Origin of the sequence: Variovorax glacialis (assembly GCF_051216375.1) — a bacterium.
Classification (GTDB): Bacteria; Pseudomonadota; Gammaproteobacteria; order Burkholderiales; family Burkholderiaceae_C; genus Variovorax.
The window spans coordinates 135,035-158,975 of the sequence record NZ_JBPJZT010000007.1 but is presented as its reverse complement, the minus strand read 5'-3'; the positions used below and the strand labels follow the sequence as shown (position 1 = coordinate 158,975).

The 23,941-nt window shown below is 67.8% G+C and carries 25 protein-coding genes; 9 read left to right on the top strand and 16 right to left on the bottom strand.

Annotation, left to right across the window (positions count from 1 at the left end):
* Positions 1–1,410 carry a cytochrome ubiquinol oxidase subunit I gene (locus tag ACSFBL_RS19855; protein WP_435517527.1) on the top strand — a complete coding sequence of 470 codons (1,410 nt, stop codon included), beginning with the start codon at positions 1–3 and terminating at the stop codon, positions 1,408–1,410.
* Positions 1,407–2,417 (top strand): cytochrome d ubiquinol oxidase subunit II, encoded by a 1,011-nt coding sequence (cydB, locus tag ACSFBL_RS19850; RefSeq protein WP_435517526.1) that lies wholly within the window; start codon positions 1,407–1,409, stop codon positions 2,415–2,417. The genes ACSFBL_RS19855 and cydB overlap by 4 nt, the downstream gene beginning before the upstream one ends.
* A gap of 62 nt (positions 2,418–2,479) precedes the next feature.
* On the opposite strand, the gene ACSFBL_RS19845 is transcribed toward cydB, so the two are convergent.
* The 5 genes from ACSFBL_RS19845 to ACSFBL_RS19825 form a co-directional block, all read right to left on the bottom strand.
* Positions 2,480–2,803, bottom strand: a complete 324-nt coding sequence (locus tag ACSFBL_RS19845) for a cell envelope biogenesis protein TolA (RefSeq protein ID WP_435517525.1) — start codon at positions 2,801–2,803, stop codon at positions 2,480–2,482.
* Positions 2,804–2,928: 125 nt separating this feature from the next.
* Positions 2,929–3,717 (bottom strand): DUF3313 domain-containing protein, encoded by a 789-nt coding sequence (locus ACSFBL_RS19840; protein ID WP_435517524.1) that lies wholly within the window; start codon positions 3,715–3,717, stop codon positions 2,929–2,931.
* Positions 3,718–3,726: 9 nt separating this feature from the next.
* Complete coding sequence (locus ACSFBL_RS19835) at positions 3,727–4,119, bottom strand: response regulator transcription factor FixJ (protein ID WP_435517523.1); 393 nt, start codon at positions 4,117–4,119, stop codon at positions 3,727–3,729.
* Between the two features lie 106 nt (positions 4,120–4,225).
* Positions 4,226–4,837 carry a response regulator transcription factor gene (locus ACSFBL_RS19830; protein WP_435517522.1) on the bottom strand — a complete coding sequence of 204 codons (612 nt, stop codon included), beginning with the start codon at positions 4,835–4,837 and terminating at the stop codon, positions 4,226–4,228.
* A 4-nt stretch (positions 4,838–4,841) separates the two neighbouring features.
* Complete coding sequence (locus ACSFBL_RS19825; RefSeq protein ID WP_435517521.1) at positions 4,842–6,671, bottom strand: sensor histidine kinase; 1,830 nt, start codon at positions 6,669–6,671, stop codon at positions 4,842–4,844.
* A gap of 65 nt (positions 6,672–6,736) precedes the next feature.
* Here ACSFBL_RS19825 and ACSFBL_RS19820 point away from each other — a divergent pair, with 65 nt between their 5' ends.
* Positions 6,737–7,705: a tripartite tricarboxylate transporter substrate-binding protein gene (locus tag ACSFBL_RS19820; protein ID WP_435517520.1), complete on the top strand. Its 969-nt coding sequence runs from the start codon at positions 6,737–6,739 to the stop codon at positions 7,703–7,705.
* A gap of 4 nt (positions 7,706–7,709) precedes the next feature.
* Here the strand turns inward: ACSFBL_RS19820 and ACSFBL_RS19815 are convergent, their stop codons facing one another.
* Positions 7,710–8,009 (bottom strand): hypothetical protein, encoded by a 300-nt coding sequence (locus ACSFBL_RS19815; RefSeq protein WP_435517519.1) that lies wholly within the window; start codon positions 8,007–8,009, stop codon positions 7,710–7,712.
* A 232-nt stretch (positions 8,010–8,241) separates the two neighbouring features.
* Here ACSFBL_RS19815 and ACSFBL_RS19810 point away from each other — a divergent pair, with 232 nt between their 5' ends.
* Complete coding sequence (locus tag ACSFBL_RS19810; RefSeq protein WP_435517518.1) at positions 8,242–8,991, top strand: gamma-glutamylcyclotransferase; 750 nt, start codon at positions 8,242–8,244, stop codon at positions 8,989–8,991.
* On the opposite strand, the gene ACSFBL_RS19805 is transcribed toward ACSFBL_RS19810, so the two are convergent.
* The 4 genes from ACSFBL_RS19805 to ACSFBL_RS19790 all read right to left on the bottom strand — a co-directional run bounded on the left by ACSFBL_RS19805 (position 8,978) and on the right by ACSFBL_RS19790 (position 12,690).
* Complete coding sequence (locus ACSFBL_RS19805) at positions 8,978–9,889, bottom strand: LysR family transcriptional regulator (protein ID WP_435517517.1); 912 nt, start codon at positions 9,887–9,889, stop codon at positions 8,978–8,980. The genes ACSFBL_RS19810 and ACSFBL_RS19805 overlap by 14 nt on opposite strands.
* A gap of 81 nt (positions 9,890–9,970) precedes the next feature.
* A complete protein-coding gene (locus tag ACSFBL_RS19800; RefSeq protein ID WP_435517516.1) occupies positions 9,971–10,426 on the bottom strand; it encodes a MaoC family dehydratase in 456 nt (151 codons plus the stop codon).
* Positions 10,427–10,570: 144 nt separating this feature from the next.
* Positions 10,571–11,206: an MliC family protein gene (locus ACSFBL_RS19795; RefSeq protein ID WP_435517515.1), complete on the bottom strand. Its 636-nt coding sequence runs from the start codon at positions 11,204–11,206 to the stop codon at positions 10,571–10,573.
* Positions 11,203–12,690, bottom strand: coding sequence for a toll/interleukin-1 receptor domain-containing protein (locus ACSFBL_RS19790; RefSeq protein WP_435517514.1), 1,488 nt, complete (start codon positions 12,688–12,690; stop codon positions 11,203–11,205). Before ACSFBL_RS19790 ends, ACSFBL_RS19795 begins: the two co-directional genes overlap by 4 nt.
* A gap of 167 nt (positions 12,691–12,857) precedes the next feature.
* On the opposite strand from ACSFBL_RS19790, the gene ACSFBL_RS19785 reads away from it, so the two are divergent.
* Positions 12,858–13,250 (top strand): hypothetical protein, encoded by a 393-nt coding sequence (locus tag ACSFBL_RS19785; protein ID WP_435517513.1) that lies wholly within the window; start codon positions 12,858–12,860, stop codon positions 13,248–13,250.
* A 22-nt stretch (positions 13,251–13,272) separates the two neighbouring features.
* On the opposite strand, the gene ACSFBL_RS19780 is transcribed toward ACSFBL_RS19785, so the two are convergent.
* A complete protein-coding gene (locus tag ACSFBL_RS19780; protein ID WP_435517512.1) occupies positions 13,273–14,184 on the bottom strand; it encodes a helix-turn-helix domain-containing protein in 912 nt (303 codons plus the stop codon).
* Between the two features lie 112 nt (positions 14,185–14,296).
* On the opposite strand from ACSFBL_RS19780, the gene ACSFBL_RS19775 reads away from it, so the two are divergent.
* From ACSFBL_RS19775 to ACSFBL_RS19765, 3 genes are read left to right on the top strand one after another with little or no spacing between them, the layout of a single operon-like run.
* Positions 14,297–15,286 (top strand): Bug family tripartite tricarboxylate transporter substrate binding protein, encoded by a 990-nt coding sequence (locus ACSFBL_RS19775; protein ID WP_435517511.1) that lies wholly within the window; start codon positions 14,297–14,299, stop codon positions 15,284–15,286.
* 4 nt (positions 15,287–15,290) lie between these two features.
* Positions 15,291–17,021 carry a thiamine pyrophosphate-binding protein gene (locus ACSFBL_RS19770; RefSeq protein ID WP_435517510.1) on the top strand — a complete coding sequence of 577 codons (1,731 nt, stop codon included), beginning with the start codon at positions 15,291–15,293 and terminating at the stop codon, positions 17,019–17,021.
* A gap of 38 nt (positions 17,022–17,059) precedes the next feature.
* The gene (locus tag ACSFBL_RS19765; RefSeq protein WP_435517509.1) at positions 17,060–17,485 is read left to right on the top strand and encodes a GlcG/HbpS family heme-binding protein; all 426 of its coding nucleotides are present in this window, start codon (positions 17,060–17,062) and stop codon (positions 17,483–17,485) included.
* 8 nt (positions 17,486–17,493) lie between these two features.
* Here ACSFBL_RS19765 and ACSFBL_RS19760 read toward each other — a convergent pair whose 3' ends face one another.
* From ACSFBL_RS19760 to ACSFBL_RS19740, 5 genes are read right to left on the bottom strand one after another with little or no spacing between them, the layout of a single operon-like run.
* Positions 17,494–18,468, bottom strand: a complete 975-nt coding sequence (locus ACSFBL_RS19760) for a Bug family tripartite tricarboxylate transporter substrate binding protein (RefSeq protein ID WP_435517508.1) — start codon at positions 18,466–18,468, stop codon at positions 17,494–17,496.
* Between the two features lie 33 nt (positions 18,469–18,501).
* Positions 18,502–20,061 carry a bifunctional 3-(3-hydroxy-phenyl)propionate/3-hydroxycinnamic acid hydroxylase gene (locus tag ACSFBL_RS19755; protein WP_435517507.1) on the bottom strand — a complete coding sequence of 520 codons (1,560 nt, stop codon included), beginning with the start codon at positions 20,059–20,061 and terminating at the stop codon, positions 18,502–18,504.
* A 4-nt stretch (positions 20,062–20,065) separates the two neighbouring features.
* Complete coding sequence (locus tag ACSFBL_RS19750; RefSeq protein WP_435517506.1) at positions 20,066–20,929, bottom strand: fumarylacetoacetate hydrolase family protein; 864 nt, start codon at positions 20,927–20,929, stop codon at positions 20,066–20,068.
* Positions 20,926–21,837 (bottom strand): VOC family protein, encoded by a 912-nt coding sequence (locus tag ACSFBL_RS19745; RefSeq protein ID WP_435517505.1) that lies wholly within the window; start codon positions 21,835–21,837, stop codon positions 20,926–20,928. The genes ACSFBL_RS19750 and ACSFBL_RS19745 overlap by 4 nt, the downstream gene beginning before the upstream one ends.
* Before the next feature lie 10 nt (positions 21,838–21,847).
* Positions 21,848–22,903, bottom strand: a complete 1,056-nt coding sequence (locus tag ACSFBL_RS19740; protein WP_435517504.1) for an amidohydrolase family protein — start codon at positions 22,901–22,903, stop codon at positions 21,848–21,850.
* Between the two features lie 114 nt (positions 22,904–23,017).
* On the opposite strand from ACSFBL_RS19740, the gene ACSFBL_RS19735 reads away from it, so the two are divergent.
* Entirely contained in the window at positions 23,018–23,920 is a 903-nt protein-coding gene (locus ACSFBL_RS19735) for a LysR family transcriptional regulator (RefSeq protein WP_435517503.1), read from the top strand.
* The last annotated feature ends 21 nt before the right edge of the window (positions 23,921–23,941 follow it).

Sequence of the window (23,941 nt, the reverse complement as noted above, 5' to 3'; positions counted from 1 at the left end):
GTGGACCTCGATCCCGTCCTGCTGTCACGAATCCAGTTCGGATTCGTCATCAGCTTCCACATCATCTTCCCGGCGTTCACGATCGGGCTGGCGGCATGGCTCGCCACGATCGAGGGTGCGCGGCTGGCGACCGGCAACACGCTCTACCGGCGGGTGTTCGACTTCTGGCTGCCGATCTTCGCCACATCCTTCGGCATGGGCGTGGTCACGGGCATCGTGATGGCCTTCCAGTTCGGCACCAACTGGGGCGTCCTCGCCGTCAAGACCGGCTCCATCCAGGGCCCCCTGCTCGGCTACGAGGGTTTCACCGCCTTCATGCTGGAGGCGACCTTCTTCGGCGTGATGCTGCTCGGGCGGGACCGGGTGTCCCCGCGCTTCTATTTCTTCTCGTGCTGCATGGTGTCGCTGGGCACGATGTTCTCGTCCTTCTGGATCCTGGCCAACAACAGCTGGATGCAGGTGCCGCTGGGCCACGCGATCGTGGACGGCAAGATCATCCCGGTGGACTGGAAGCAGATCGTGCTGGGCCCGATACAGATGGTCCGCTGGCCGCACATGCTCCTGGCCGCCCTGCTGACGACCTCGATGTGCGTGTCGGCGACGGGTGCCTGGTATCTCCTGCGCCGCGTCCATCACGACGAGGGGCGGATGATGCTGCACTGGGGCCTCGGGCTGGCCGCGGTGCTGATCCCGGTCCAGCTCTTCTTCGGCCACCTGACCGGCGAGTACGTGCTCAAGCACCAGCCCGCCAAGTTCGCGGCGATCGAGGCGCGCTGGAAGAACGAGCAACCCGCGAGCGAAACGCTGATCGCGATTCCCGACGAGGCGAACGAACGCAACCTCTACGCCATCTCGGTGCCCAAGCTGGGCAGCCTCATCGCGTCGGGCAATTTCACGGCCGCCGAGCGCGGCCTCGAATCCTTCCCGAAAGAAGACCGCCCGCCGGTGCTGATTCCCTTCTTCGCCTTCCGCCTGATGGTCGGCATGGGACTCATCATGCTGGCGGTCTCGTGGTTCGGAAACCTCCTGCGCTGGCGCGGCAAGCTGGAATCGTCGCGCTGGTTCCTGTGGTGCGCGTTCGCGGCCTTCCCGACCGGCTTCGTGGCCATCCTCACCGGCTGGTACACCGCGGAGATCGGACGCCAGCCTTGGGTGGTCTACGGCCTGCTGCGCACCAAGGACGCCATCACCCCCTCCCTGACGACGGGCGACGTGCTGACCTCACTGATCATCTACGTGGTGGTGTACTGGCTCTTCGTTTCCTTCGGCATCTACTACATCTACAAGCTGCTGCGCCAGGGACCGCGCGCCAGGACGGAGGCCACGGCCAACGTGACCGGCAGTCGACCCATGGCCGTGGCCGCCCGCACCGACGCGGCAGCCAATCCCGTCCCGGGAGGTTCCCGGTGAATTCCATCGAGCCCAGCGATCTCGCGCTCTTCTGGGCGACGGTCATCGCCGTGTCGATCCTCGTCTACGTGGTCCTGGACGGCTTCGATCTCGGCGTCGGCATCCTCTTCGGCACCACGAACGAGGAAGACCACCGGCTGCACATGATGGACACCATCGCGCCATTCTGGGATGGCAACGAAACCTGGCTGGTCATCATCGGCGCCGGGCTGTTCGCGACCTTTCCGGTGGTGTATGCCGTGTTTCTCGGTGCGTTCTACCTGCCGGTGCTGCTGCTGCTCGTCGGCCTCATCTTCCGCGGCATCGCCTTCGAATTCCGCTTCCGCAGCGTGAAGACGCGCTGGCTGTGGGACATGGGCTTCTTCCTCGGCTCGGCGGTGGTCGCCTTCGTGCAGGGCGCCGCGGTGGGCGCATTGATGCGCGGCCTCAAGGTGGCGGACGGCCAGTTCGCCGGCACATCGTTCGAATGGCTGCATCCGTTTCCGGTGCTGACCGGCATCGGGCTCGTCTGCGGCTACGCGCTGCTGGGCGCAGGCTGGATCGTGCTCAAGAGCGAGGGCGCCCTGCGCGAATGGGCGTATCGCCGCATCCCCTGGCTGGCCGTGGCCGTGTTCGTGATCCTCGGCGTCGCCTTCGTCGTGTCGCTGACCTGGGACATCGGCGCGATCTCGCAGGGCCACCTGCGCGACAGGCCCTGGGGATGGATCTTCCCGGTGGTGGCGGTGGCCGCGCTGCTCGGCGTCGTGATGGGGGCCCGGGCCCGCCGCGATGGCGCCGCGTATGCGCTGACCATGCTGTTCTTCGCGGCGGCCTACCTGACGCTCGGCGTGATGTTCTGGCCCTACATGGTGCCGTACGCGGTCACGGTGGGCAGTGCCGCCGCGCCCGACCCATCGCTCCAGTTCCTGTTCTACGGCGGGGTGGTGGTGTTGCCGGTGATCGCCATCTACACCTTCGGCGTCTACTGGGTGTTCCGCGGCAAGGTGCGCAGCGGCTATAGGCAATGACGGGGAAGCCGCGGCCCGTTTGATCTGAAGGCGACACCGCGCAAGGCGGTGTCGCAAGCCGGTTACTTGGCTCCGGGCATGTCGGGCGTACCGCCGTTCGGGGCCGCCTTCCTGTTCGGGTGCTTTGCGTCGCGCGCCTGGACCTTCGCCTGGCCGGCGGCAGCCGCCTTGCCGGTTCCGATGGCATCGTTCTGCGCCGAGGTCACTTCGTCGCCACCGATCTTCTTGACCTTGCCCTGCGGCCTTGCTTCGACCTTGGCCTGTGCCTTGTCCTGCCCCTTGCTGTTGGTGATGACCTGTTCCTGCGACGAAGCGCCGGGAGGGTTCTGTGCGTACGCGCCGGCTGCGAACAGTCCGGCGATCATGGCTGCGAGGATCTTGCTCATCTGGATTCCTTCATGGTGGTGGACAGGGACTCATTGTGGAATTGGCGGGATGTCACAACCATCCCGGCGGCCACTTAGCTTCACGTACGTAATCACTGACCAGGATAGAACGCGCTGCCACAGCCTCAGGATGACGCGGCACGCAGTTCCTTGAATCGCCGCGCGAAGACGGCCGACCACTTGTTGAAGGCATCCTGGGCGTAGGTCCAGCTCTGGAACGAACTGACATAGCCGCTGAGCCACGCTTCCGCCGCCGTCGGCGCCCCGCTGTTCAGGTCGGCCGCGTACTTGAGCCCGATCTCGGTGTCGGCACATTCGCCGACGACCGCGCCCGTTGCACCGTCGCGAAACTGCGCCTCGAGCCCCGTCTGCCCCATGTAGGGCGTCGAGCCCGCGGGCCGCCCGGTTGCCGCGCCCGATCCGATCTCGGCCACGAAGCCGTAGGGAACCGCGGTGCCGGCGAGACTCTCGGCGGTGTTGGTCGGGATGAGCGCGGTCAAGGCCAGCCGGACGCGCAGCACGCCCGGCCCGGCCGCGTTGACGATCTGCACTTCCGGCGACAGGTCTCGGACCAGCGCGCTGTGGAAGTAGTCCAGCAGGGTCTTCAAGTCACTGGGATCGACCGGCCGCTGGTTCGCCGTCGGCTTGATGTAGACCTGGATGCGCTCGATCATCACCTTGTCGTAGCGTCGCCAGTCGACGCCCGCCTGGCGCCAGCACAGCAGTCCGCTGTTCGCCGAGATGGATTTCAGTTTGCCCGGGTCGCTCAGGAAGCCGACGTTGGGAACCTTGTCCTTCGAGTTTTCCGACGCGATCACATCGGCGCCGCCGCCGGGGCCGGCACAGCCCGCAAGCAACGCCAATGCGATGGCGATGCAGGTCGGCGGCAAGATCGAGGCAGAACGCAATTTCATGGGTGATCCTCAGTTGTTTTCAGGGCAGGCGCGGCGCACCGCGGCGCGCAACTGCCGCACGCTCACGGGCCGTTCGAGAAAATCCGTCGCGTCGAGGCGCGCGATGCTGACCGCGGTGCGGAAAGCGGAATGCGGCCCCAGCACGATCACAGGCACCATCGAGCCCGCGGCGCGGATCTCGCGCACCAGCCGGAGCGTGGCCGCCTCGTTGCCGTCGGCCGAGGCGATGAGGCAGCCGTCGGGCGCGCCAGCCAGGCTTGCGCGCAGCGTCGGCCCGTCGTCGCAGAAGACGACGGCATCGACCGACCGCGCGAGCGCGCCCTCGATCCACGCGCGCTCGGCCGGGTCCGGGTCCACGACATAGACGGTTGTTGGCATGAGTTCCGAGAGGGTGAGCAGCACGCGGCGCCTTCGAGCACATCATGTTGCGTGCCGCGAGGCGAAGGGTCCATCCCGGCGACCACGCAACGCCACGTACGTAGTGGGGTCGCGCGGCCGACGCAGCGCCCTATTCCGGAGGGCTGTCGAGATTGAGGCGCAACAGGTCGTTGATGGAGCCCACACCGAGTTTCTCGATGAGGCGGCTGCGATGCTGTTCGACCGTGCGGTGGCTGATTTCCAGCTCCTTGGCGATCAGCTTGCTCGACAGCCCCTTGAGCGCGAGGTCCATCACCTCCCGTTCGCGCACGCTCAGGGCGTCCAGCCGCCGGGCCAGGGCCGGGCGGCCATCGCCGGCGGCCGCGCGCGGCGCGGCGTTGCGTCGCAACGCCTCGTCGATGGCGTCGAGCAACTGCTGCTCCCGGTAGGGCTTCTGGACGAAGTCCACCGCGCCGTCCTTGACCGCCTTGACCGCCATCGCGATGTCGCCGTGGCCGCTGATGAAGACGATGGGGATGCGCGCCCCCATGGCCGCGAGGCGCTCCTGCAGCGCGAGCCCGCTCATGCGCGCGAGCCGCACGTCGAGCACCAGGCAGCCCGCCCGCTCGGGGTCGAACGCATCGAGGAAATCCAGTGCGGAGCTGAAGGTCTCCGTCGGCAGGCCGACCGAACTGACCAGTTCCTGGACCGAATCACGATAGGCCTCATCGTCGTCGATGATGAAAACAGTCGGTTCGGCCATGGCGTCAATCCGCGGGAGGAGTGAGGGGAAGCGTGAAGTGGAACAAGGCGCCGCCGCCGGGATGGTGCGACGCCCAGAGATGGCCGCCGTGGGCCTCGATCAGCTTGCGGCAGATCGCGAGGCCGACGCCGAGACCACTGGACTTGGTCGAGTAGAAGGACTCGAAGATGCGCTCCAGGTCGCCGTCGGCGATGCCCGCACCGCGGTCGGCCACCTGCACCTCGATCTCGCCGCGATCGTTCGGCGCGATGGCCACGCCGATCTCCCTGGCGCTCGCGCCCGGCAGTTCGATCGCCTCCATCGCGTTGCGCAGCAGGTTCAGGACCACCTGCTGCAGGTGGATCTCGTCGACCACCACCACCGGCAATCCGCTCGCGCAACGGGCGCGGATGCGGATGTCGCGCATCTCGCAATCCATCTTGACCATGCCGACGCACTCGTTGACGGCGCGCTCGATGTCGAGCGGCTTGGGATCGAGCTCATGGCGCTGCGCCATGCCGCGCATGCGCGTCACGACGTCGCCGGCGCGCGTGGCCTGACCGATGACCTTGTCGAGCAGTTCGACCACGCGGGCCATGTCGGGCACACCCTCGCCGACGCGCCGCCGCGCGGCCAGCGCGTAATTCTCGATGGCACCCAGCGGCTGGGTGATCTCGTGCGCCAGCGCGACCGACATCTCGCCGGCCGTGTGCACCCGCACCAGGTGGGCCAGGCGTTCGCGCCAGTGCGCCGCCTCGACCTCCGCGGCCGCCTTGCGCTGCTCCGCCGCCTCGCGCGCGTGCAGGCTGCCGAACACATCGGCCAGCAGGCTGACACCGGGCGTCAACGTGGCCGGCCATTGGTGCTCGCGCCGGAGGCTGGCGATCGACAGCGCACCGGCGATCCGGCCCGACACCGAGATGGGCACGACCATGATCGAGCGTATGCCGCCCTCCTCCAGCGCCACGCGATCCCGCGGCGCGGCGGGCGTGAGCTCGGCAACGTCCGACACGCGGACGACGTGGCCGTCGAGGACCTGGGCGCTGATCCAGGGCAGCACCCCGGACAGCTCGACGTGGCTCGGCGCCTCGGACCCGAGTGCATCCCAGCGCCGCGTGATGCCCAGGCGTGTTTCCGTGCCGAGCCGCTCCCAGAGGGCCACGTGTTCGGCGCCGACGAACTCGCCGATCTGCTGCAGGCCGAGCGAGATCGCGCGGCTTTCCTGGCCCGGCTTGGTCAGCACCAGGGAGGCCAGGATGGTGCTCGCCAGCCGCTCGAAGCCGATCGCGATGTCCAGGGCTTCCTGGGTCTGCTTGCGCGCCAGGGCGCTGCCGAACACCTGGGTCAGCAGCCGCATCCGGGCCAGCAGGCTGTCTGGCCAGGTGCGTTCGAACTGGACGCAGCCGAAACTCAGCGAGCCATGCAACTCGCCAGCGACGACGATCGGCATCGTGACATGCGACTTGAGGCCGATGCGGCGAAAGGACTCCTTGTCGATGCTCGCCTCGGGCGGCAGGTCGCCGAGCCGCTCGAACACGGACGGCAGGTTGCGCATCGAATTCGACAGGACCCATGGATTCAGCGAGCGCGCCGGAAGCGACCTGGGAACCGGGTCGACGCCAGGCACCGCGAACGAATGCGTCACCTCGATCCACCCGGTCAACGGGTACACCCGGTTGAGGGTGCATCGATCGATCCGCAGTGCGTCCACGATCCGCGCGAGGCTGTCCTGGATCGCGCGATCGATGTGCTGGGGCGGCAGGTCGATGAAGTCCGCCGAGAGCTCAGACAACAGGCGCTCGAAGCGCAGCAGGTCGACCGCGAACAGGCCGTCGGGGATGAATTCATGCCTCATGGGAGCGCCTCAACGGAGGTATCCTGCGGCCCATCGACCGAGCCGGTCATTGCGGGAGCCGTGGCATGAGTCTGTTTCGAGCACTTCTGTCCATCGCCGTCATGGCCTTCGCCGCCGCATCCGGCTCCGGCGCCGGCGCCCAGGACGCCAGTCCCGCGAAGATCCTGCTGGCCTTCGAAGGCGGCTCCAGCAGGGCCGTGGCATTCCTGCTGGCCGAGCGCGCCCGCGTCCAGCTCGGGCGTCCGGTGATCGTCGAAGAGCGTCCGGGCGCCACCGGACGCATCGCCGCGATGGCATTGAAGAACGCGGCGCCCGACGGAACAACGCTTGCATACCTGCCCATTGCCGTTCCGGTGCTGGCACCGTTGACCTTCAAGGATGTCCACTACGACCCGACGCAAGACTTCGCCCCCGTTTCGCAGATTGCGACCTACACGCTGGCCCTTGCGGTGCCGTTCAATCACCCGGCCCGCACCATGCCCGAGTACATCGCCTGGTTGAAAACACATCCCGACAAGGCCTTCTACGGCACCGGCGCCGCGGGCGCGCTGCCGCACTTCCTCGGCGTCATGGTCTCGCGCGCGACCGGCGTCGAAATGACGCACGTAGCCTATAAGGGATTCGCACCCATGTCGATCGACCTCGTGGAGGGCACCATCTCTTCCGGCATCTCGGGCGTGTCGGACTTCATCGACCTGCATCGCGCGGGACGGCTCCGGATCATCGCGACCTCGGGCGACAGGCGGGTGCCACAGCTGCCCGACGTTCCCACTTTCGCCGAGCAGGGCTACCCCACCGTCGTGGCGACCGGTTGGGCCGGCGTGTTCGCGCCCGCCCGGACGCCCAAGGCGGTGATCGACGAGTGGTCGCGCGCGCTGGTCGCGACGGTGCGATCGCCGGAGGGTCAAAAGCTGCTGCTCGATTTCGGCGTGGAGCCGACCGGCACCACGCCGGAGGCCTTCGCCGCGATCCTGGCCGAAGACATCGCGCGCTGGGCGCCGATCGTCAAGGCGTCGGGGTTCCGCGCCGACTAGCCGCCTACTTCTTGACGGCTTCGTTCTGGACGGTGCCCGGGATCTTCTCGCCGATCTTGTCGCCGACCTTGCGCGTGCCGGAAGCGGCATCGTCCGCGACGTTGTCGATCGCCTTGCCGGTCGCCTTGGCGCCCTTCTCGGTCGCCTTCATGGCCTTCTCGGCGCCGCTCTTGGTGGCGTCCCAGGCCTTTTCGCCTGCGTTCTCCGTTTTCGGGGCCGTGCCCTGCGCCAAGGCCGACGGGCCGAGGTAGGCAAAGGCGAGCGCCACGGCGGCAGGCAGTGCGCCAATGATGAATCGGTTCATGAAAGGCTCCTCGTGCGTGAATTGGAATGACGGACGAGCCACTGTGAACCTATGACGGCGAGACGTCAAAGGGTGGCGCGGCGAGGGTTCGGGCGGCCTCCGCGATGGGTGCGGCGCGGCCGAGCCGTGTCGGCATCATTTCCCCCGGAACAAAGATCAATTTCAACGCGCACCGTTGGTGCCGCTGCGGTCGGGCCCTAGAGTTCCATCGACGATTCGAAAGGACATCGCGATGGAAGTCAGACCGACCCGGGAAGCTCACGTGGACACGAATGCCGGACTCCTCGGGGACGATTCGGACGCGACGCGGAAGCGCTTGCGGGAGGGCACCGTGCTGGCCGCCTGGCGGGCCGATCCGCCCGCCGGCATGACGATCCGCAGCGACGAGGAACTGGAAGCGTCGCTCGCCGACATGCTGCGAACGCACGACAAGACGCAGGACGTGTACGTCTTCGGCTACGGTTCCCTGATGTGGAACCCCGCGCTGGAGCACGCCGGGGTCTGGACCGCGCGCCTTCAGGGCTGGCATCGCAGGTTCTGCCTGCGACTGCTGTTCGCGAGAGGGTCGCCGGACGACCCGGGCGTGATGTGCGCGCTGGACCGTGGCGGGGCCTGCATCGGGCGGGTCTATCGGATTCCCGCCGCGATGGTGGCTGAAGAGCTGCGTCTCCTGTGGCGGCGCGAAATGCTCGCAGGCTCCTACACCTCGCGCTGGGTCACCGTGCTTGCCGAAGGCCGCAGGCTGCGCGCGCTGACATTCGTTGCGAATCGCCATCACGACCGCTACCTTGGCGGGCTTCCCGTCGAGCAGATCGCGCATCTTGTCCGCACGGGCAAGGGAGGGCTTGGCACCAGCCGGGCGTACTTCGAGACGATGCTGGCGACGCTCGAAGGCCTGGCGATCAGGGACGCCGGCATGGAGCGGCTCCGGCGGGCGCTGTCGCAGGCGGACGGGCCGCCGCCGCGGCTCAACGCCGCCTGAGGTCTTCGTGCTGCTCGAACAGCGCGATGACCCAATCGATGAAGACGCGCACCTTGGCGCTCAGGTACCGGTTGGGCGGATAGATGAGGTGCACCGGAAAGCCCGGTGTGTCCCAGTCCCCGAGCACGGGCACCAGGTGACCGCTTCGTACGGCCGAATGCACGACGTACGTGGGTGCCTGGATGATGCCGAGCCCGGCGAGTCCGGCTGCGAGGTAGGCGTTGGTGTCGTTGACGACGAGACCATGCGACAACGGCAGGTCCACCACCCCTTCAGCGTTCGTGAACCGGAACAGCAGTGGCCGCCCGGTGCCGGCCGAGTTCATGCCAATCGTCGGGCGCTCCCTGAGGTCGTCGGGCGTGGCCGGAATGCCGTGCCGCGCGAGAAACGCCGGCGTCGCGCAGGTCGTGAAGTGAAACTCGCCGATGCGTCGCGCCACGAGCATCTGCTCGGTGACTTCGCCCATGCGGATGGCGCAGTCGATCCCTTCGGCGACGAGGTCCGCACGCCGGTTGCCCGCGCCGAGTTCGATCTCCACTTCCGGGAAGTCGCGGTAGAACTCGGCCAGCTTCGGAACGATCACCAGCGAGCCGATCGCCGCGGCAGTCTCCACGCGGACCCGCCCCGAGGGCTTGGCGAGCGACTGGCTGGCGCTGGCCTCGATGTCGGCGAGGTCGGCCAGCAGCCGGATCACGCGTTCGTAGTAGGTTGCGCCTTCCGGCGTCACGGTCACCGAGCGCGTGGTCCTGTGGAGCAGGCGCACTTTCAGTTCCTGTTCCAGGCCCTGGATCAGGCGGGTGACGGTGGCATTGGGCACGTCGAGCGTGTCCGCGGCCTTGGTGAAGGTGCCCGCCTCGACCACCCGGACGAAGGCGTTCATCGCGGCGATTCGATCCATGTCCAAGCTCCCGGTTGCGCTGGGGGAGCCCATGATAGGGCGGTGAACCCGCCGAGGCGGACGCGCGTGCGGCGACGATGACTACGAGGCCGCCCTGCGTCCTACCACCAGCTTGGCAGTGAGCGTCTGCACGACTTCATCGCGCTGGTTGAGCGTGTTCGATCGCAGCACGACCATGCCCCGGTCCAGACGGGAGCGCGAAGGCGTCAGCGCGACCACTTCGCTTTCCACGCGAAGCACATCGCCCGGCCGCGTGGGGGCCTTCCATTCGATGTCTCCACCGGCGCCGACGATGCCGTTGGCGAGCGCCGGCCCGCTGGTCACGAGCAGTTGCATCGTGATCGCGGCCGTGTGCCACCCGCTGGCGGCGAGTCCGCCGAACAGCGACTCGCGGGCCGCGGCCTCGTCGAGGTGGAAAGGCTGAGGGTCGTACTGCCGCGCAAAGCCCTTGATCTGCTCCGTATCGAGCGTGTGCGTCGCGGTCTGGAAGGTGTCGCCGACATGGAGGTCGTCGAAGTACAGGGGATCACGGCTCATGGTTCATCCTTTGAAAGCCGGGAAGCCGGGAGAGGCAACCCTGCGGCCAACTCTAGGGACGAACGCGGTTTGGAAAAAGAAGCGACGTCCGAATGGGCTATTTCATTCAGCGCAAAGATCGCGGCGAGGCGATCACGACCACGCTCACTCCAGCGCGCCGACGCGACAGGTCTGCTCCTTGCCACCCGGCAACTGCACCATGGCCTCCGGACCCTTCTGCCAGAAGGTCGCTTCGCCTTCAGGCGTGCGGGCCGTGTATCGGGCGCCCGAGCCCGACCGCGCGATGGTCAGCACGATGCTGCGATCACCGCCCGAGAGATAGGCCAGCGGCGGATCGACATTCACGAAGGTGGCGTTCATGGCCGGAACATCCGGACAGGTCACGCGCACCGGCCCGATGCTCACGCCGCCCTTCCCCTTGCCCTGCGCGCCCGCATAGCCGGTGCGCAGTTCGGCGATGCGCATCATGTAGGCGTCGCGGATGCAGGTCTTCAGGTCGCTCGCCTTCCAGCAATCGTCCCGGCCCTTGATCCAGCCGCGCTGTGTCGCGGTCAGTTCGCTCCTGCGCTGCGCGCTCAAGCCAGGCGTGGCGCGCGCGAGTGCATAGAGGCGCGCATTCTCCCGGTCGAGGGCGGCAAGGGTGTCGTCTTGGCAGACGGCCTGCTGCGCCGCGCCCTCGGCCCTGGCGCAACTGAAGCTCGGCGATGCGGCGGAAGCCGGCATGCCCGCCAGCAGCACGAAGGGCAACGCGATGATCGACAGGGTGCGTGCGATCCTCATTGCGCGAGGCGTCCGACGCTCGCTTCACGATGACGGAATCCGGTTTCGACTTCCGCGCGGAACACATCGATCGCAGCCAGGGTGAATTTCTCGTTCTCGACCTCGACGCTGGCAAAGAACTCGGTCAACGCGCTCTTGATGTCCGACCGATTCTCGGGCGTGATGCGGGTCTCCATAGTGGGGAGCTTCAGGTTGAGGCGTTTTTCCGTCTCGTCCCAGTTCTTCAGGAAGTTCTCGGCCTTGGCCCGGTTCTCCACACCGAAGGCCTTGACGAAGGTGTCGTTGTCGAGCAACCCGAAATCGGCGGCCTCGTGGGACATCTGCTCCAGGTTGTACTTGAGCTGCGTGCAGTTCGCTTCGAATTCCTCATCCGACAGGCCATCACCGAAGAGCTTCGCGAAAACTTCCTCGCCATCTTCCAGGTACGCGAATCGAAAACGCGATGCCAATACGAGCCCGGCCAGAAGCATAGAGGTGTTCTTCCTACCCATGAATTGACGCGGCAATGTCTCGACGAAGAGCACGGAGAAAAGCCGGCTGCCACCGAAGTATTCGACGTGACGCGCCAGGATCGGCCGGTAGATCTTTTCATTGCTCTTGCTTCGGAGCGTGGCCTCGGGCGCGCTGACCGCGCGTCCGTTGGCGGCGTTCACGATGTCCGCCTGCAACTTGTCCATCCAGAGCACATTCGGATTGCGGGGCGAGGTGCTGGCTTCCCGCAATTCCTGCCACGTGGTGCGCGGCAGCCGCTCCTGCTGCATGGGCGGCTGGAGGCCGAACAGTTTCAGGCTCTCGTAGGTGCCGGAGACCTCTGCCGTCGGCGGGATCGCCTCCATCTTTCCTTCCGCAACCTTCGCGATGCGGATCTCGATGCCGAGTTGAATGGGCGTCGATGACTTCTCGTCGCTGCCGCGTGCGGAGACGAACGCTTCGGTGATCCGCTTGACCTTGGCCAGGAGGCTGGCCTCCTGGCGCGTTGCATCGGAGAGGTCCCGAATGCGGTAGAGGTCGCGGTACTTGCAGAAATCGTTCAGGAACTTCGCCAGCGGCGCAGCCTTGTAGAACGTCGACTCGTCCGGCAGCGGCGCGCCGGGCGGCGTCTCGGACGGCGAAATGATGCGCCGGCTCTGATAGCCGCTGTAGATGCCGGGGAGGTCCGCCACGTCATGCAGGCAGACGACGCGCGCATCCTGGGAGGCTTTGCCGTCGTTCGCATCCGCGAAATAGCCGACCTCGAAGCCGCAGAACTCGCTCTGCTCGCCGGTGTAGATGCAGATGAGCCACTCGGCCCGTCGCAATTCCCGCTTCAGGATCTGCTTCCATTCGGCGCCGGACTCGATCGTTCTCACGTCGAAGAAGCACTCGACGCGGTTGCGGTCGATCTCCGTCAGTTCGTCGTAGAGAACCTGCGCGATCTCGCGGTCTGCGCTTGCATAGCTGATGAAGACGCGAATCTTGTCGTCATCCGATGGCCCGTCTGGCATGGCAAGCTCCATTGGTGCAGGGGCGGGCCATTCTATGAAGCCGTCCTACACAAGGGAACATCACTTACGCCATATGCATGGATTCGCCTTCGCTCCTGCATGGCTCCCGTCATTGCGGTTCACTTCGGTGCGGCGTATCGTGTGATTGCACCATGAAGGAGCAGCACATGCCTTCAAGAAGAAGCCACGCGCCCACGGAGACACGGGGCGTGCCGCAAGTACCTCCGAGCACCTTGGGCTATCCCATTCCGATGGGAGCGCCCACCGATGCTGACCTGTGCGAACGTGCCGTGCTCGCCATCTGGCACAGCCTCGACGAGCATGACCTGGTGGACGAGCAGGTGCGTCTGGAACTGGCACGCACCCTCGAACCGCTGACCGCTCTTCCGCTGGGCGACCGTCCGCAGCGGCTCATCAAGACCCTGAGGCTGCCCAACCCGCTCGATCCCTCGCACCTCTATTGGCTTACGCGCCGGCTGCTGACGCTCGTGCCCGAACTGCAGGCCGCGGCGACGGCGTTCAGCAGGCCAGGAGGCAATCGTTCATCGACGCTGAGCTGACAACGCGCCAGTCGACGGCGCCTCACCCCTTAGCGGCCAGGCGCGGCGCTGCCGCCAGGCCGGCCGCCAGCGCCTCCCGATATGCCGAAGGCGCACTCCCCGTGGTCGCCTTGAAGAAGCGGCTGAAGTAAGCCACGTCGTCGAAGCCGAGCCGCTCCGCCACATCGGCAACCGTGAGGTCGAAGTGCGCGAGCATGCGCTTGGCCTCCAGCGCGACCCGCGCGTGCAGCAGCTCCAGCGCACTGGTGCTCGTCGTCGCGCGGCACACGCGGCTCAGGTGATCCGCCGTCACACCGAGCGCGCCCGCGTAGAAGCCCAGCGGCCGGTGTTCCGCGAAGTGCAGCTCGACCAACCCGCGATAGCGCTGCACCAGCGTGTCGCGCGATGCCCGCAGCCGGCCGCTGCCGCTGATGGCCTCCTGGTGCCGGAGGAACCACAGCGCCAGCAGGATGACGTGCGACTGCAGCGCCTCCGCGCGCCCTGCCCGCTGCCCGATGAACTCGTCGCCGAGCATCGCGAAGCGCTGCGCGCAATCGGCGACGCCATCGCCGAGCGCGGCCTGGTCGAGGATCAGTTTCTGCGACAGTCGCTGACCGATCGCGGGCGAATGCGCCGTGAGGGCCGCCAGGGCCTCGCTCGGCACGGTGACTTGCGAGCCCGCGCTCTCCGGCTCGTAGACGAAGCTGTGCACCACGCCCGGCGCGACCATCACCGCGGCCGGCGCCTTCAGCACGTGCCGTTCGCCATCGAGCATGCCGACCATCCCGCCCTCGGTCAGCAACTGGAACTGGTGCAGGCCTTCGTGACGGTGTGCCGGAATCGTCCATTGGTGCTGGCTGGCGCGCACGCGGATCGCCTCGAAGTGCAGACTGTCCTCGGGCCCGAAGTGACGGACTTCGCGGTAAGGGACGACGAGAAGGGGTGCAACGGCCATGGCGAGGGCTTCAGGATGCCGGAAATCTACATGGCCCGGACCTCTTCGTCCATGGCCGCGCCGCGCGCGACTGCCTAAGCTCGACGCACAACAGAACACTGGAGACAAGACCATGTGGAATCGGCGTGAGGTGCTGCTGCGCAGCGCCGGGCTCTCGGCCCTTGCGACATTCGGCGTGCCGCGGCTGGCGATGGCACAACTCAACGGCAACGCGGCCATCGTGTCGGGCTTTCCGGCGGGCGGCATGGGCGACAACGTGGCGCGGCCCATCGCCGAGAAGCTGCGCGGCCACTACGCGACCAGCCTGGTCGTCGAAAGCCGCACCGGCGCGGGCGGACGCATCGCGGTGGAGTACGTCAAGCGCGCCGCACCCGACGGACTGACCATCCTGCAGATCCCGAGCTCGCCGATGGTGCTGTATCCGCACACCTACAAGAAGCTCAACTACGACCCGCTGGTCGATTTCGCGCCGGTGACCTCGACGGTGACCTATGCCTTCTCGTTCACCGCGGGCCCCGGCCTGCCGGCAGAGATCAAGACAGTCGCAGACTATGTGAAGTGGGCCAAGGCCAATCCGAAACAGGCCACCTACGGTGTTCCCGCAGCGGGCTCGGCACTGCACTTCGCCGGGATGATGCTGCAGAAGGCAGCCGACGTCGAGATGACCAGCGTGGCCTATCGGGGTGGCGCGCCCCTGCTGAACGACGTGATGGGCGGCCAGGTGCCGGTGAGCTTCAACGTGGTCGGCGAGGTGATGCCGCACATCCGCGCGGGCAAGCTGCGCTCGCTGGGCATCACCAGCGCGCAGCGCTCGCCCTTCCTGCCCGAGGTGCCGACCTTCGTCGAGCAGGGCTACAAGGACATCGCGGTGCAGGAATGGCTGGGCTGGTTCCTGCCCGCGAAGACGCCCGCGGCCACCGTGCAGCGGCTCAACACGCTGGTGCGCGAATCCCTGCAGGCGCCCGACTTCATTGCGTCGCTCGCCACCTACGGGCTGGAGCCGATCCACCAGTCGCCCGAGGAATTCGCGCGCCGCGTCAAGGCCGACTACGACCGTTGGGGCCCCATCGTGCGTGCCACCGGCTTCACGGCGGAGGACTGAACCCGTGCTTCGATTGACTGGTGCCCAGGCCCTGGTACGCGTCCTGGCGGCGGAACAGGTGCCCTTCGCCTTCGGCATCGTCGGCGGGAAGCTCGCGCCGCTGATGCATGCGCTGTCGCAGCAGCAGGCGGTGCGCTTCGTCGGCGTGCGCCACGAAGCGACCGGCCCGATGATGGCCGCGGCCGTGCACGCCGGTTCAGGCCGCATGGCGGTCGCGGTCGGCGAGATGGGGCCCGGCGGCCTCAACCTGGCGTCGGGCATGGGCGTCGCGCTCAACAACAACCTGCCGCTGCTCGCCATCACGACCAACCAGCATCGCGCGGCGGCGTATCCGCACAGCGGCATGTTCATGGACCTCGACACGCGCGCCGTGTTCGCGCCGCTGACCAAGTGGAATGCGGTGGTGCACGATCCGCGGCGCATGCCGGAACTGGCCCGCCGCGCCTTTCGCGAGGCGCTTTCGGGGCGGCCGGGGCCGGTGCATCTCGACGTGCCGCAGGACGTGCTCTCGGCGGTCGCGGAGTTCGCCGACGACGAATTCTATCTCCCACCCTCCCGCTACCGCGCCACTGCCGGGCCGCGGCCTGCGGCAAGCGTGGTCGAGGAGGCTGCGCAATTGCTTCGTCACGCCCGGCGTCCGCTGGTGGTTGCCGGCGGCGGTGTCGTGGCTGCCGGCGCAACGCAGGCCGTGCGGGAGATCGCGCGTCGCCTGGGCGCGCCGGTGGTGCCCACGCAGATGGCGCTCGGCGTCGTCGCGAGCGACAGCCCGCACTTCGTCGGCCATGGGGGCCTGATCGCCGGCGACGCGGTGCGCGCCGCCTTCGAGGGTGCCGACGTCGTGCTGAGCATCGGATGCCGCTTCTCGTCCTGGATGTGGGACGAACGCGGCCCGTTCGCGCGGCGGCACCATCGCACCATCAACATCAACATCGACCCCGCTGCGCTCGGGCAGCCGGCCTTGCATGAGGTGGCGATGCAGGCCGATGCGAAGCTGGCGCTGGAAGACCTGCTTGCGGCGCTGGACAGGGAGCCGGTTCCCGGCGCCGAGGCCGGATGGCTGGAAGGCCTCCGCGCCGTGCGCGCCACCTACGAATCGAAACTCAGCGCGATGGCGAGCGAGAGCACGGAGCCGATGCATCCCGCCGCACTCGCGAAGGCCATCGCCGACGCCCTCCCCACCGATGCGCTCGCGGTGTTCGACGGCGGTCACACGACCTTCTGGAGCAACGACTTCACACCGGTCAGCGAGGTACGCACGCGTCTCCACGAGCCCGGCATGAGCCATCTCGGCTTCGGTCTGCCCTTTGCCATGGCCCTGCAGTTGCAGCACCCCGCGCGGCCCGTGGTCCACATCACCGGCGACGGCTCCTTCGGCTTCACGCTGAACGAACTCGACACCGCACGGCGCGCGAAGCTGCCCGTCCTCACCATCGTCCACAACAACGCGGCGTGGGGCATCATCCGCGCGGGCCAAAAGGCCCAACTGGATTTCGAGTTCGCCACCAGCCTCGACGGCACCGACTACGCCGCGATCGCACGCGGCTTCGGCTGCTTTGGCGAAGTCGTCGCGCGTGCGGAAGACGTAGCACCCGCGATGGCGCGCGCACTGGCGTCTGGACTCCCCGCGGTGCTGGATTGCCACACGCGCTTCGTGCCGCACCCGGCCAGCCCGAACTTCGGCAGCATGAACCGCTTCGGTTTCGACGCCCTGACGCGACCGACGCCCGCCGCCTGAGAACACAATCACTCCCTCCTCCCTCACATCCTCAAGCCATGACGCCACTCACCCTCGAACAGGCCAACCAGATCATCAGCGCCGCGCTCGCCGCATCGAAAAAGGCCGGCTACCAGCCCATGGGCGTGGTCGTCCTCGACGAAGGCGGCCACCTCAAGGCCTTCGCACGCGAGGATGGCGCCAGCATGTTCCGTTTCGAAGTCGCGCAGGGCAAGGCCTGGGGCGCCGTGGGCATGGGCGTGTCGAGCCGCACGCTCGGCGAGCGCGCCAAGGGCAACCCCAACTTCTTCGTGTCGCTGGCCGCCACCTCGGGCGGCCGCTTCCTGCCGCAGACCGGCGCGGTACTGATCAAGGATGCGCAAGGCACGGTGCTCGGCGCCGTCGGTGCCAGCGGCGGCACCGGCGACGAGGACGAGGCCATCTGCATCGCCGGCGTCCAGGCCGCGGGCCTGGTCCCCGGCTGAGCGCAGGCCTATTCCGGCAGCAACCCGATTTCCGCGGCCACCTGTCCGAGGCGGCGGTGCTCTTCGCGCAGGAAGGCCTCGAACTGCTGCGGCGACTGCGGCGGCGCGGCGATGGGGCCGATCGCCAGCAACTTGTCGGCAAAGGCTGGATTCGCGAGCATGGCGTTAATGCCCGCGTTCATGCGGGCGACGACCGGCGCCGGCGTCCCGGCCGGTGCGACGACCGCCATCCAGCCCACCATGTCCACGCCGGGCAGCGTCTCGGCAAGCGCCGGCACGTTGTCCCAGCCTGCGATGCGCTTGGGCGATGTCACCGCCAGCATGCGCAGGCGGCCCTGGCGCACCAGTTGCGCTGTCGACGCGACGTCGGCCACCAGCGCATCCGAATGGCCGCCCATGAGATCCTGCACGCCGGTGCCGATGGAGCTGTAGGCCACCAGGTTGGCGCCGGCCTGGGCACGCGCATTGAAGAGGCGCGCGATCATCCCGCCGAAGGTGCGCGGCCCCTCGTTTGCCAGCGACAGCTTGCCGGGGTCCGCCTTGCTGCGCGCGATGAGTTCGTTCACCGACTTGATGGGCGACTCGCTGCTCACCAGCAGCGCGAACGGGCTGTTGGCCACGAAGGCCACCGGCGCGAAATCCTTCAGCGGGTCGTAGGGCAGCGTCTTGAACAGGTAGCTGTTGGTCACCAGCGCGGCCGTGGTCGCGAAGTAGAAGGTGTAGCCGTCGGGCGCCGACTGCTTGACCGCCTGCGCGCCGATCACGTTCTGGCCGCCCGGCTTGTTGTCGATGACGAAAGGCTGCCCGATCGACTGCGACAGGCCATCGCCGAGCAGTCGCGCGATGTTGTCGGGGCCGGAGCCGGCCGGCTGCGACAGCACGACCTTGATGGGCTTGGAGGGCCATGGCTCCTGCGCTCGCAGCATGGCGTGGGGCGCCAATGCCGCGGCGGCCAGCGTCAGTTGAAAGCTTCTTCTGTTCATGATCTTGTCTCCGTTGTTTGAATGGATGAGCGTTCAGCCGAACCGGGCGGCGAGTGCGCCCAGTTGCGTGTCGAGTTCCGCGGCGTTCGAGGCGACGCCGTACACGTAGCGATCGGGCCGGACGATGGCTGCGCGGCAGTCGTGCCGACGGAACCAGGCGGCGGCCACGCCATCGCTTTCGTGCAGCGACTCGCCGAGGCGCAGGGTCGTGAGGCCGGGTGCGCCGTCCGACAAGGCCGCGGCATCGACGGCGTCGAAGCTCGGGTCGAGCACCAGCCACCAGCCGTTGCCGGCCAGCGTGTCGAAGCGCAGGCACTCCATGCCCCTTTCGATCCAGGGCTGCGGGAAGATCGTCCCGTTGGCGGAGTGAGCGGTGGGCGACAGCAGTCCGCCTTCGAGACGGGGCAGCACATCCTGTCGCGGCATGTCGCGCACGACGCCGCCGCATTCGGCGAGCATGCGCGCATCGCGTTCGCGGGCCTTGGCCTCGTCGCGCTCGCAGATCACCGCGCCGATGCCCTTGATGCGGCTGGTGAGTTCGCGCACATGCTGCTTGCGTTCGATGCCGTAGCTGTCGAGCAATGCCTCGGCCGCGGCGCCGCGCACTTCGCCCTTGCACACGGCCGCGAGCTTCCAGGCGAGGTTGGCGACGTCGCGCACGCCCTGGCACATGCCCTGCCCGAGGAAGGGAGGCTGCTGGTGCGCGGCGTCGCCGGCGACGAAGACGCGGCCGTTGCGCCAGCGATCGGCCACGAGGGCATGGAAGCGGTAGCTCGCCTGCCGCCACAGCGTGCCGTCCACGGGCGACAGCCAGCGGGACAGCAGCTTCCAGGTCTCTTCGGGCTCGACGACCTTCTGCGGATCTTCACCGGGCTTGAGCGAGATCTCCCAGCGGCGGTGATTGCCGGGGCCGATGACCATCGTGCAGGGCCGGTCCGGCTCACAGTACTGCACGCTGGTCTCGGGCAGCTTGGCCAGCCCGCTTGCGTTGGCAAGGACGTCGACCACCAGCCAGGGCTCGTCGAACGAAAGATCTTCGAGGGCGATGCCGACCTGCTCGCGCACGCTGCTGGAGGCACCGTCGCAAGCCACCACCCAGCGGGCGCGCGTGCTGCCTTCCTGCCCGTCGTCGCTGCGCCATTGCAGCGTGACCCCCTCCCCGTCCTGCGCGAGCGCGGTCACCTGCGTCCCGAGTTCAACGGTGGCGTCGGGGAACGCCTGCACGTGCGCGCGCAGCGCCGCCTCGACCGGCGGTTGCGTGAACACGTTCGACGGCGTGTACCCCAGCGGATACGGCGGCGCGACCATCGTCAGCCGCTTGATGAGCTGGCCGTCAACGCCGAAGTACTCCGACGGCGTGAAGGGCTCCAGGTGCGGCTCGATGTCGTCGATCACGCCGAGCTGCTGGAACACGCGAAGGATCTCGTGGTCCACGGCGATGGCGCGCGGCTTGTCGTACACCTCACGCGAACGGTCGCACACCCACACGCGCAGGCCCATGCCCGCGAGCAGGCCGGCGGCCACCGCACCAGAGGGACCGAAGCCGACCACCGCGACGTCGAAGTCGACGTCGCGCCGAACCGATGAAGCCATGCTGTCAGTCCTCGGCGCGGATCGGGTTCACGAGCGTGCCGATACCTTCGATCTCGACCTCGAAGGTGTCGCCGGCCTTCATCCAGACCGGCGGCGTGCGTGCCTGGCCCACGCCGGCGGGCGTGCCCATCACGATCACGTCGCCGGGCTCCAGCGTGAGCACGTCGCTCAGCAGGGAGATGGTCTCGGCCACGCCCCAGATCATGTCCGTGGTGTTGGCGTTCTGCATGACTTCGCCGTTGAGGCGCCCCTGGATCTTGAGGCCGGTCGCGGCGGGTGGCAGGTCGTCGGCGGTGACCAGCACCGGTCCGAAGCCGCCGGTGCCGTCGAAGTTCTTGCCGATGGTCCACTGCGGCGTGCGCTTCTGGTAGTCGCGCACCGACATGTCGTTGAAGCAGGTGTAGCCGAACACGTAGCCGGGCGCGTCCTGCTGCGTCACATGCCGCGGCACGCGGCGGCCGATCACCAGTGCCAGTTCGGCCTCGTAGTCGAACTTGCCGGAGACCTTCGGCAGGATGCCGGGCGCACCGTGCGCGACCAGCGAGGTCGCGCCGCGGAAGAAGAACCACGGGTATTCGGGCTTCTCGCGTCCGCCCTCCTTCGCGTGATCGAAGTAGTTGAGGCCGAGGCAGATGATCTTGCCGGGCTCGGGCACCAGCGGCGCGAAGGACTGGCCGGCCAGCGGAAGGCGCGGCGCGTTCGATGCGATGGCCGCCTTGGCCGCGCCCGCGAGATCGACGCCGGCGGCCAGCGCCGCGCGCAGGTCCGGCGGAACCTGCGACTGTGCCGCGTTCAGGTCGATGACCTGGTCGCCGTCGACGACGCCGAGGCGTGCGCGCCCGTCGTGCAGGAAGGTGGTGAATTTCATGGATGCTCCGGAGTCGGGATGAAGAAAACCTGCCGCTGCGCTTCCTTGAGGCGCGCCGACGGCGGCTGGGAGATGCCCCACTGGTCGACGCGGCCCGGCGGCCAGGTCCAGTCGGCCGGGCCGCCTGCGACGTAGCTGTCGTCGATCTGCTCGACCTCGGCCGTGTACTCGATCACCTCGCCGAAGGGGCCGATGAAGTAGTTGAAGGCGTTGTCGCCCGGTCCGTGGCGGCCGGGGCCCCATTCGATGGCGTGGCCCGCGTCCTTCATGCGACCACCACCGCGCATCACCGATTCGAGGTCGGGCATCACGAAAGCGATGTGGTTGAGCGCATCGTTGTCGGTGTCACCGAGCGCGACGCTGTGGTGGTCGCTGTTGCAGTTGAGGAAGGCCATGATCCGCGTGCGATCGGCCAGCCGGAAGCCCAGCGCCTGCTCGAAGAAGGCCTGCGTTCCGGCGACGTCGTGGCTGTTGAGCACGACGTGGGCGAGCCGCGCCGGCCGGTCCTCGGCCTCGTGCGCGTCGGCGTGCAAGGCATCGCCGTGCACCACCTGCAGCAGGCGGCCGTGGGGATCGCGCAGCGTGAGCGCGGTACCGCCTCCGGGTTCAGTCACGGCTGCGGGCGGCGCGACGATCCGTCCGCCGGCGCGAACCGTCGCGTCGGCCACGGATTGCAGGGCTTCGGCATTGCGCGCCCGCAAAGTCACGTGGCGAATTGCACAGGCGGCACCGCCACTGTGCAGTGAGAGCAGGTGGTGGTCGGCGCCGGTTCCGCGCAGGTAGAGCGCATCGTCCGTCCGCGCCGCAACCTGCAGATGCCACACACGGGTGTAGAAATCCTCGGCGCGCGCCAGGTCCGGCACATCGAGTGCGACGCTGCGCAGGCCACTGATCCAGGGTGAACTCATTCGCGATCCTTCAATGCTGCGTCGAGGCAAAGGCGCGCGCGAGAAAGCGCCGCGCGTTGCCGTCGGTCAGTCGGTCCGCCACGTCCGCAGCGATTCCGGCGGCGTCGATGCGCGCCAGCGGTGCAGGTTCGTGGAAGTTGAACGGGTAGTCGGTGCCGACCATCAACTGCGTGCCGCCGAACACCTGCACCAGATGCGCCAGCGTGGGCGCGTCGAACACCAGCGTGTCATAGAACAGCCGCCGCGCCTGCTCGGCGGGCGATGCCTGCACCTGCTCCTTCAGCGCCGGGAACACGCCCCGGCCCTGCTGCAGTCGTGGCAGCAACATCGCGAGCGTGCCGCCGCCGTGGCTGAAGGCGATGCGCAGCTTCGGCCGGCGCAGCAGCAGGTTGCCGGTGATGACCGATGCGGCGGCCAGCCCCACGTCGGTCGGATAGGCGAGCACCTGTTGCAGCGGGGCCGGGCCGACGAGGCGGTCCATGCCGGTCGGCTTGAGGGCATGCACGAACACCGCCGCGTCCAGCGCCTCGCAAGCCTCGAAGAAGGGATCGAAGCGCGGATCGCCGATGGGCGCGCCGTTGACGTTGCTGCCGATCTCGACGCCCGCGAAGCCGAGCGTCTCGACCGCATGCCGCAACTCGGCGATCGCGAGGTCGATGTCCTGCAGCGGCACGGCGCCCATGCCGATCAGCACGCCGCCGGACTCTGCCGCCATCGTGGCGATCTGCTCGTTGAGGTAGCGCAAGAGCTGCTGCGCATCGGCCGGCGCCATCCAGTACGACAGCAGTTCCGGCATCGGCGAGATGGCCTGGTGCGCAAGCCCCATCTCCGGCAGGTCGGCGAGGCGGCGCGTCACGCTCCAGCACTTCTCCGACACGGTGCGGTAGTTCTTGCCGGCGATCATCACGTGGCGGTGGCACAGGCCGCCCGCGTCGGGCGCGAGTGCGGTCGAAGGCCAGTCCGCCGGCGCCTTGCTGCCGAGGTAAGCCGGGAACTCGGCCGGCACCACGTGCGCATGCACGTCGACGCCGCAGGCGCAGCGCAGGCGCTTCATGCCCTCAGCCATGCGCCGCCATCCGTGAAAACCGATGAACCATGTTGTCTTGTCTCCTGTCGGCGAAGTCTAGGCAGCCGACGCTCATTGATGAAGTGGATTCGGCATATACATAGAATCCATGACATGGATATCAGGCAAGTCGATCTCAACCTGCTGGTCGCCTTCCATGCGATGTCGGAGCACCGCAGCGTGACCCGCGCCGCCGAGGCGATCGGCCTGAGCCAGCCGGCCATGAGCGCGGCCGTCTCGCGCCTGCGGCTGCTGTTCAACGATGCGCTGTTCGTCAAGACCGGCGCCGGCATGCAGCCCACGCCGCGCGCGGCCGAACTCGATGCCGCCGTGCGGCGCGTGATCGAGACGATCAAGGCCGACATCCTTCCCGCGCCGGGCTTCGATCCGCTCGACGCGAGCAAGGTGTTTACCCTCGTCACGCCGGACATTGCCGAAGTCCATTTCCTCCCGCGCATCCTGGCCGCCTTCGCGCAGGAGGCGCCGCATTGCGACCTGCGCACCCTGTCGATGCCGCGCCAGGCGGCGGCCGAGGCGCTGGAGACCGGCGCGGCGGAACTCGCCATCGGCTACCTGCCGGACCTGCAGAAGGCCGGCTTCTTCCTGCAGAAGCTGTTTCGCAACGACTATGTGTGCATCGTGCGCGGCGACCACCCCACCATCGGCGAGCGCCTGACCCTCAAGACCTACCTGGCGGCTTCCCACGCGGTCGTGAGCCCGGACGGCCGCGAGCACCTGCTCGACCAGTTCCTGCAGCGACGTGGGCTGAAGCGGCGCGTGCTGGTCGGGCTTTCGCATTTCATGAGCCTACTGCCCATCATCGAGGCCTCGGACCTGGTAGCGACCGTGCCGCGCGACCTGGCGAACATCTGCATGCGCTACGCCAGCATCCGCATCGTCGACCCGCCGTTCAAGGCGCCCGTGGTCGAGGTGCACCAGTTCTGGCACCGGCGTTTTCACCAGGATGCGTCGAACATCTGGCTGCGGGGGCTCGTGCAGCGGCTTTTCGTTCCCTGACCGAGGGCTCCGCATCCGGCC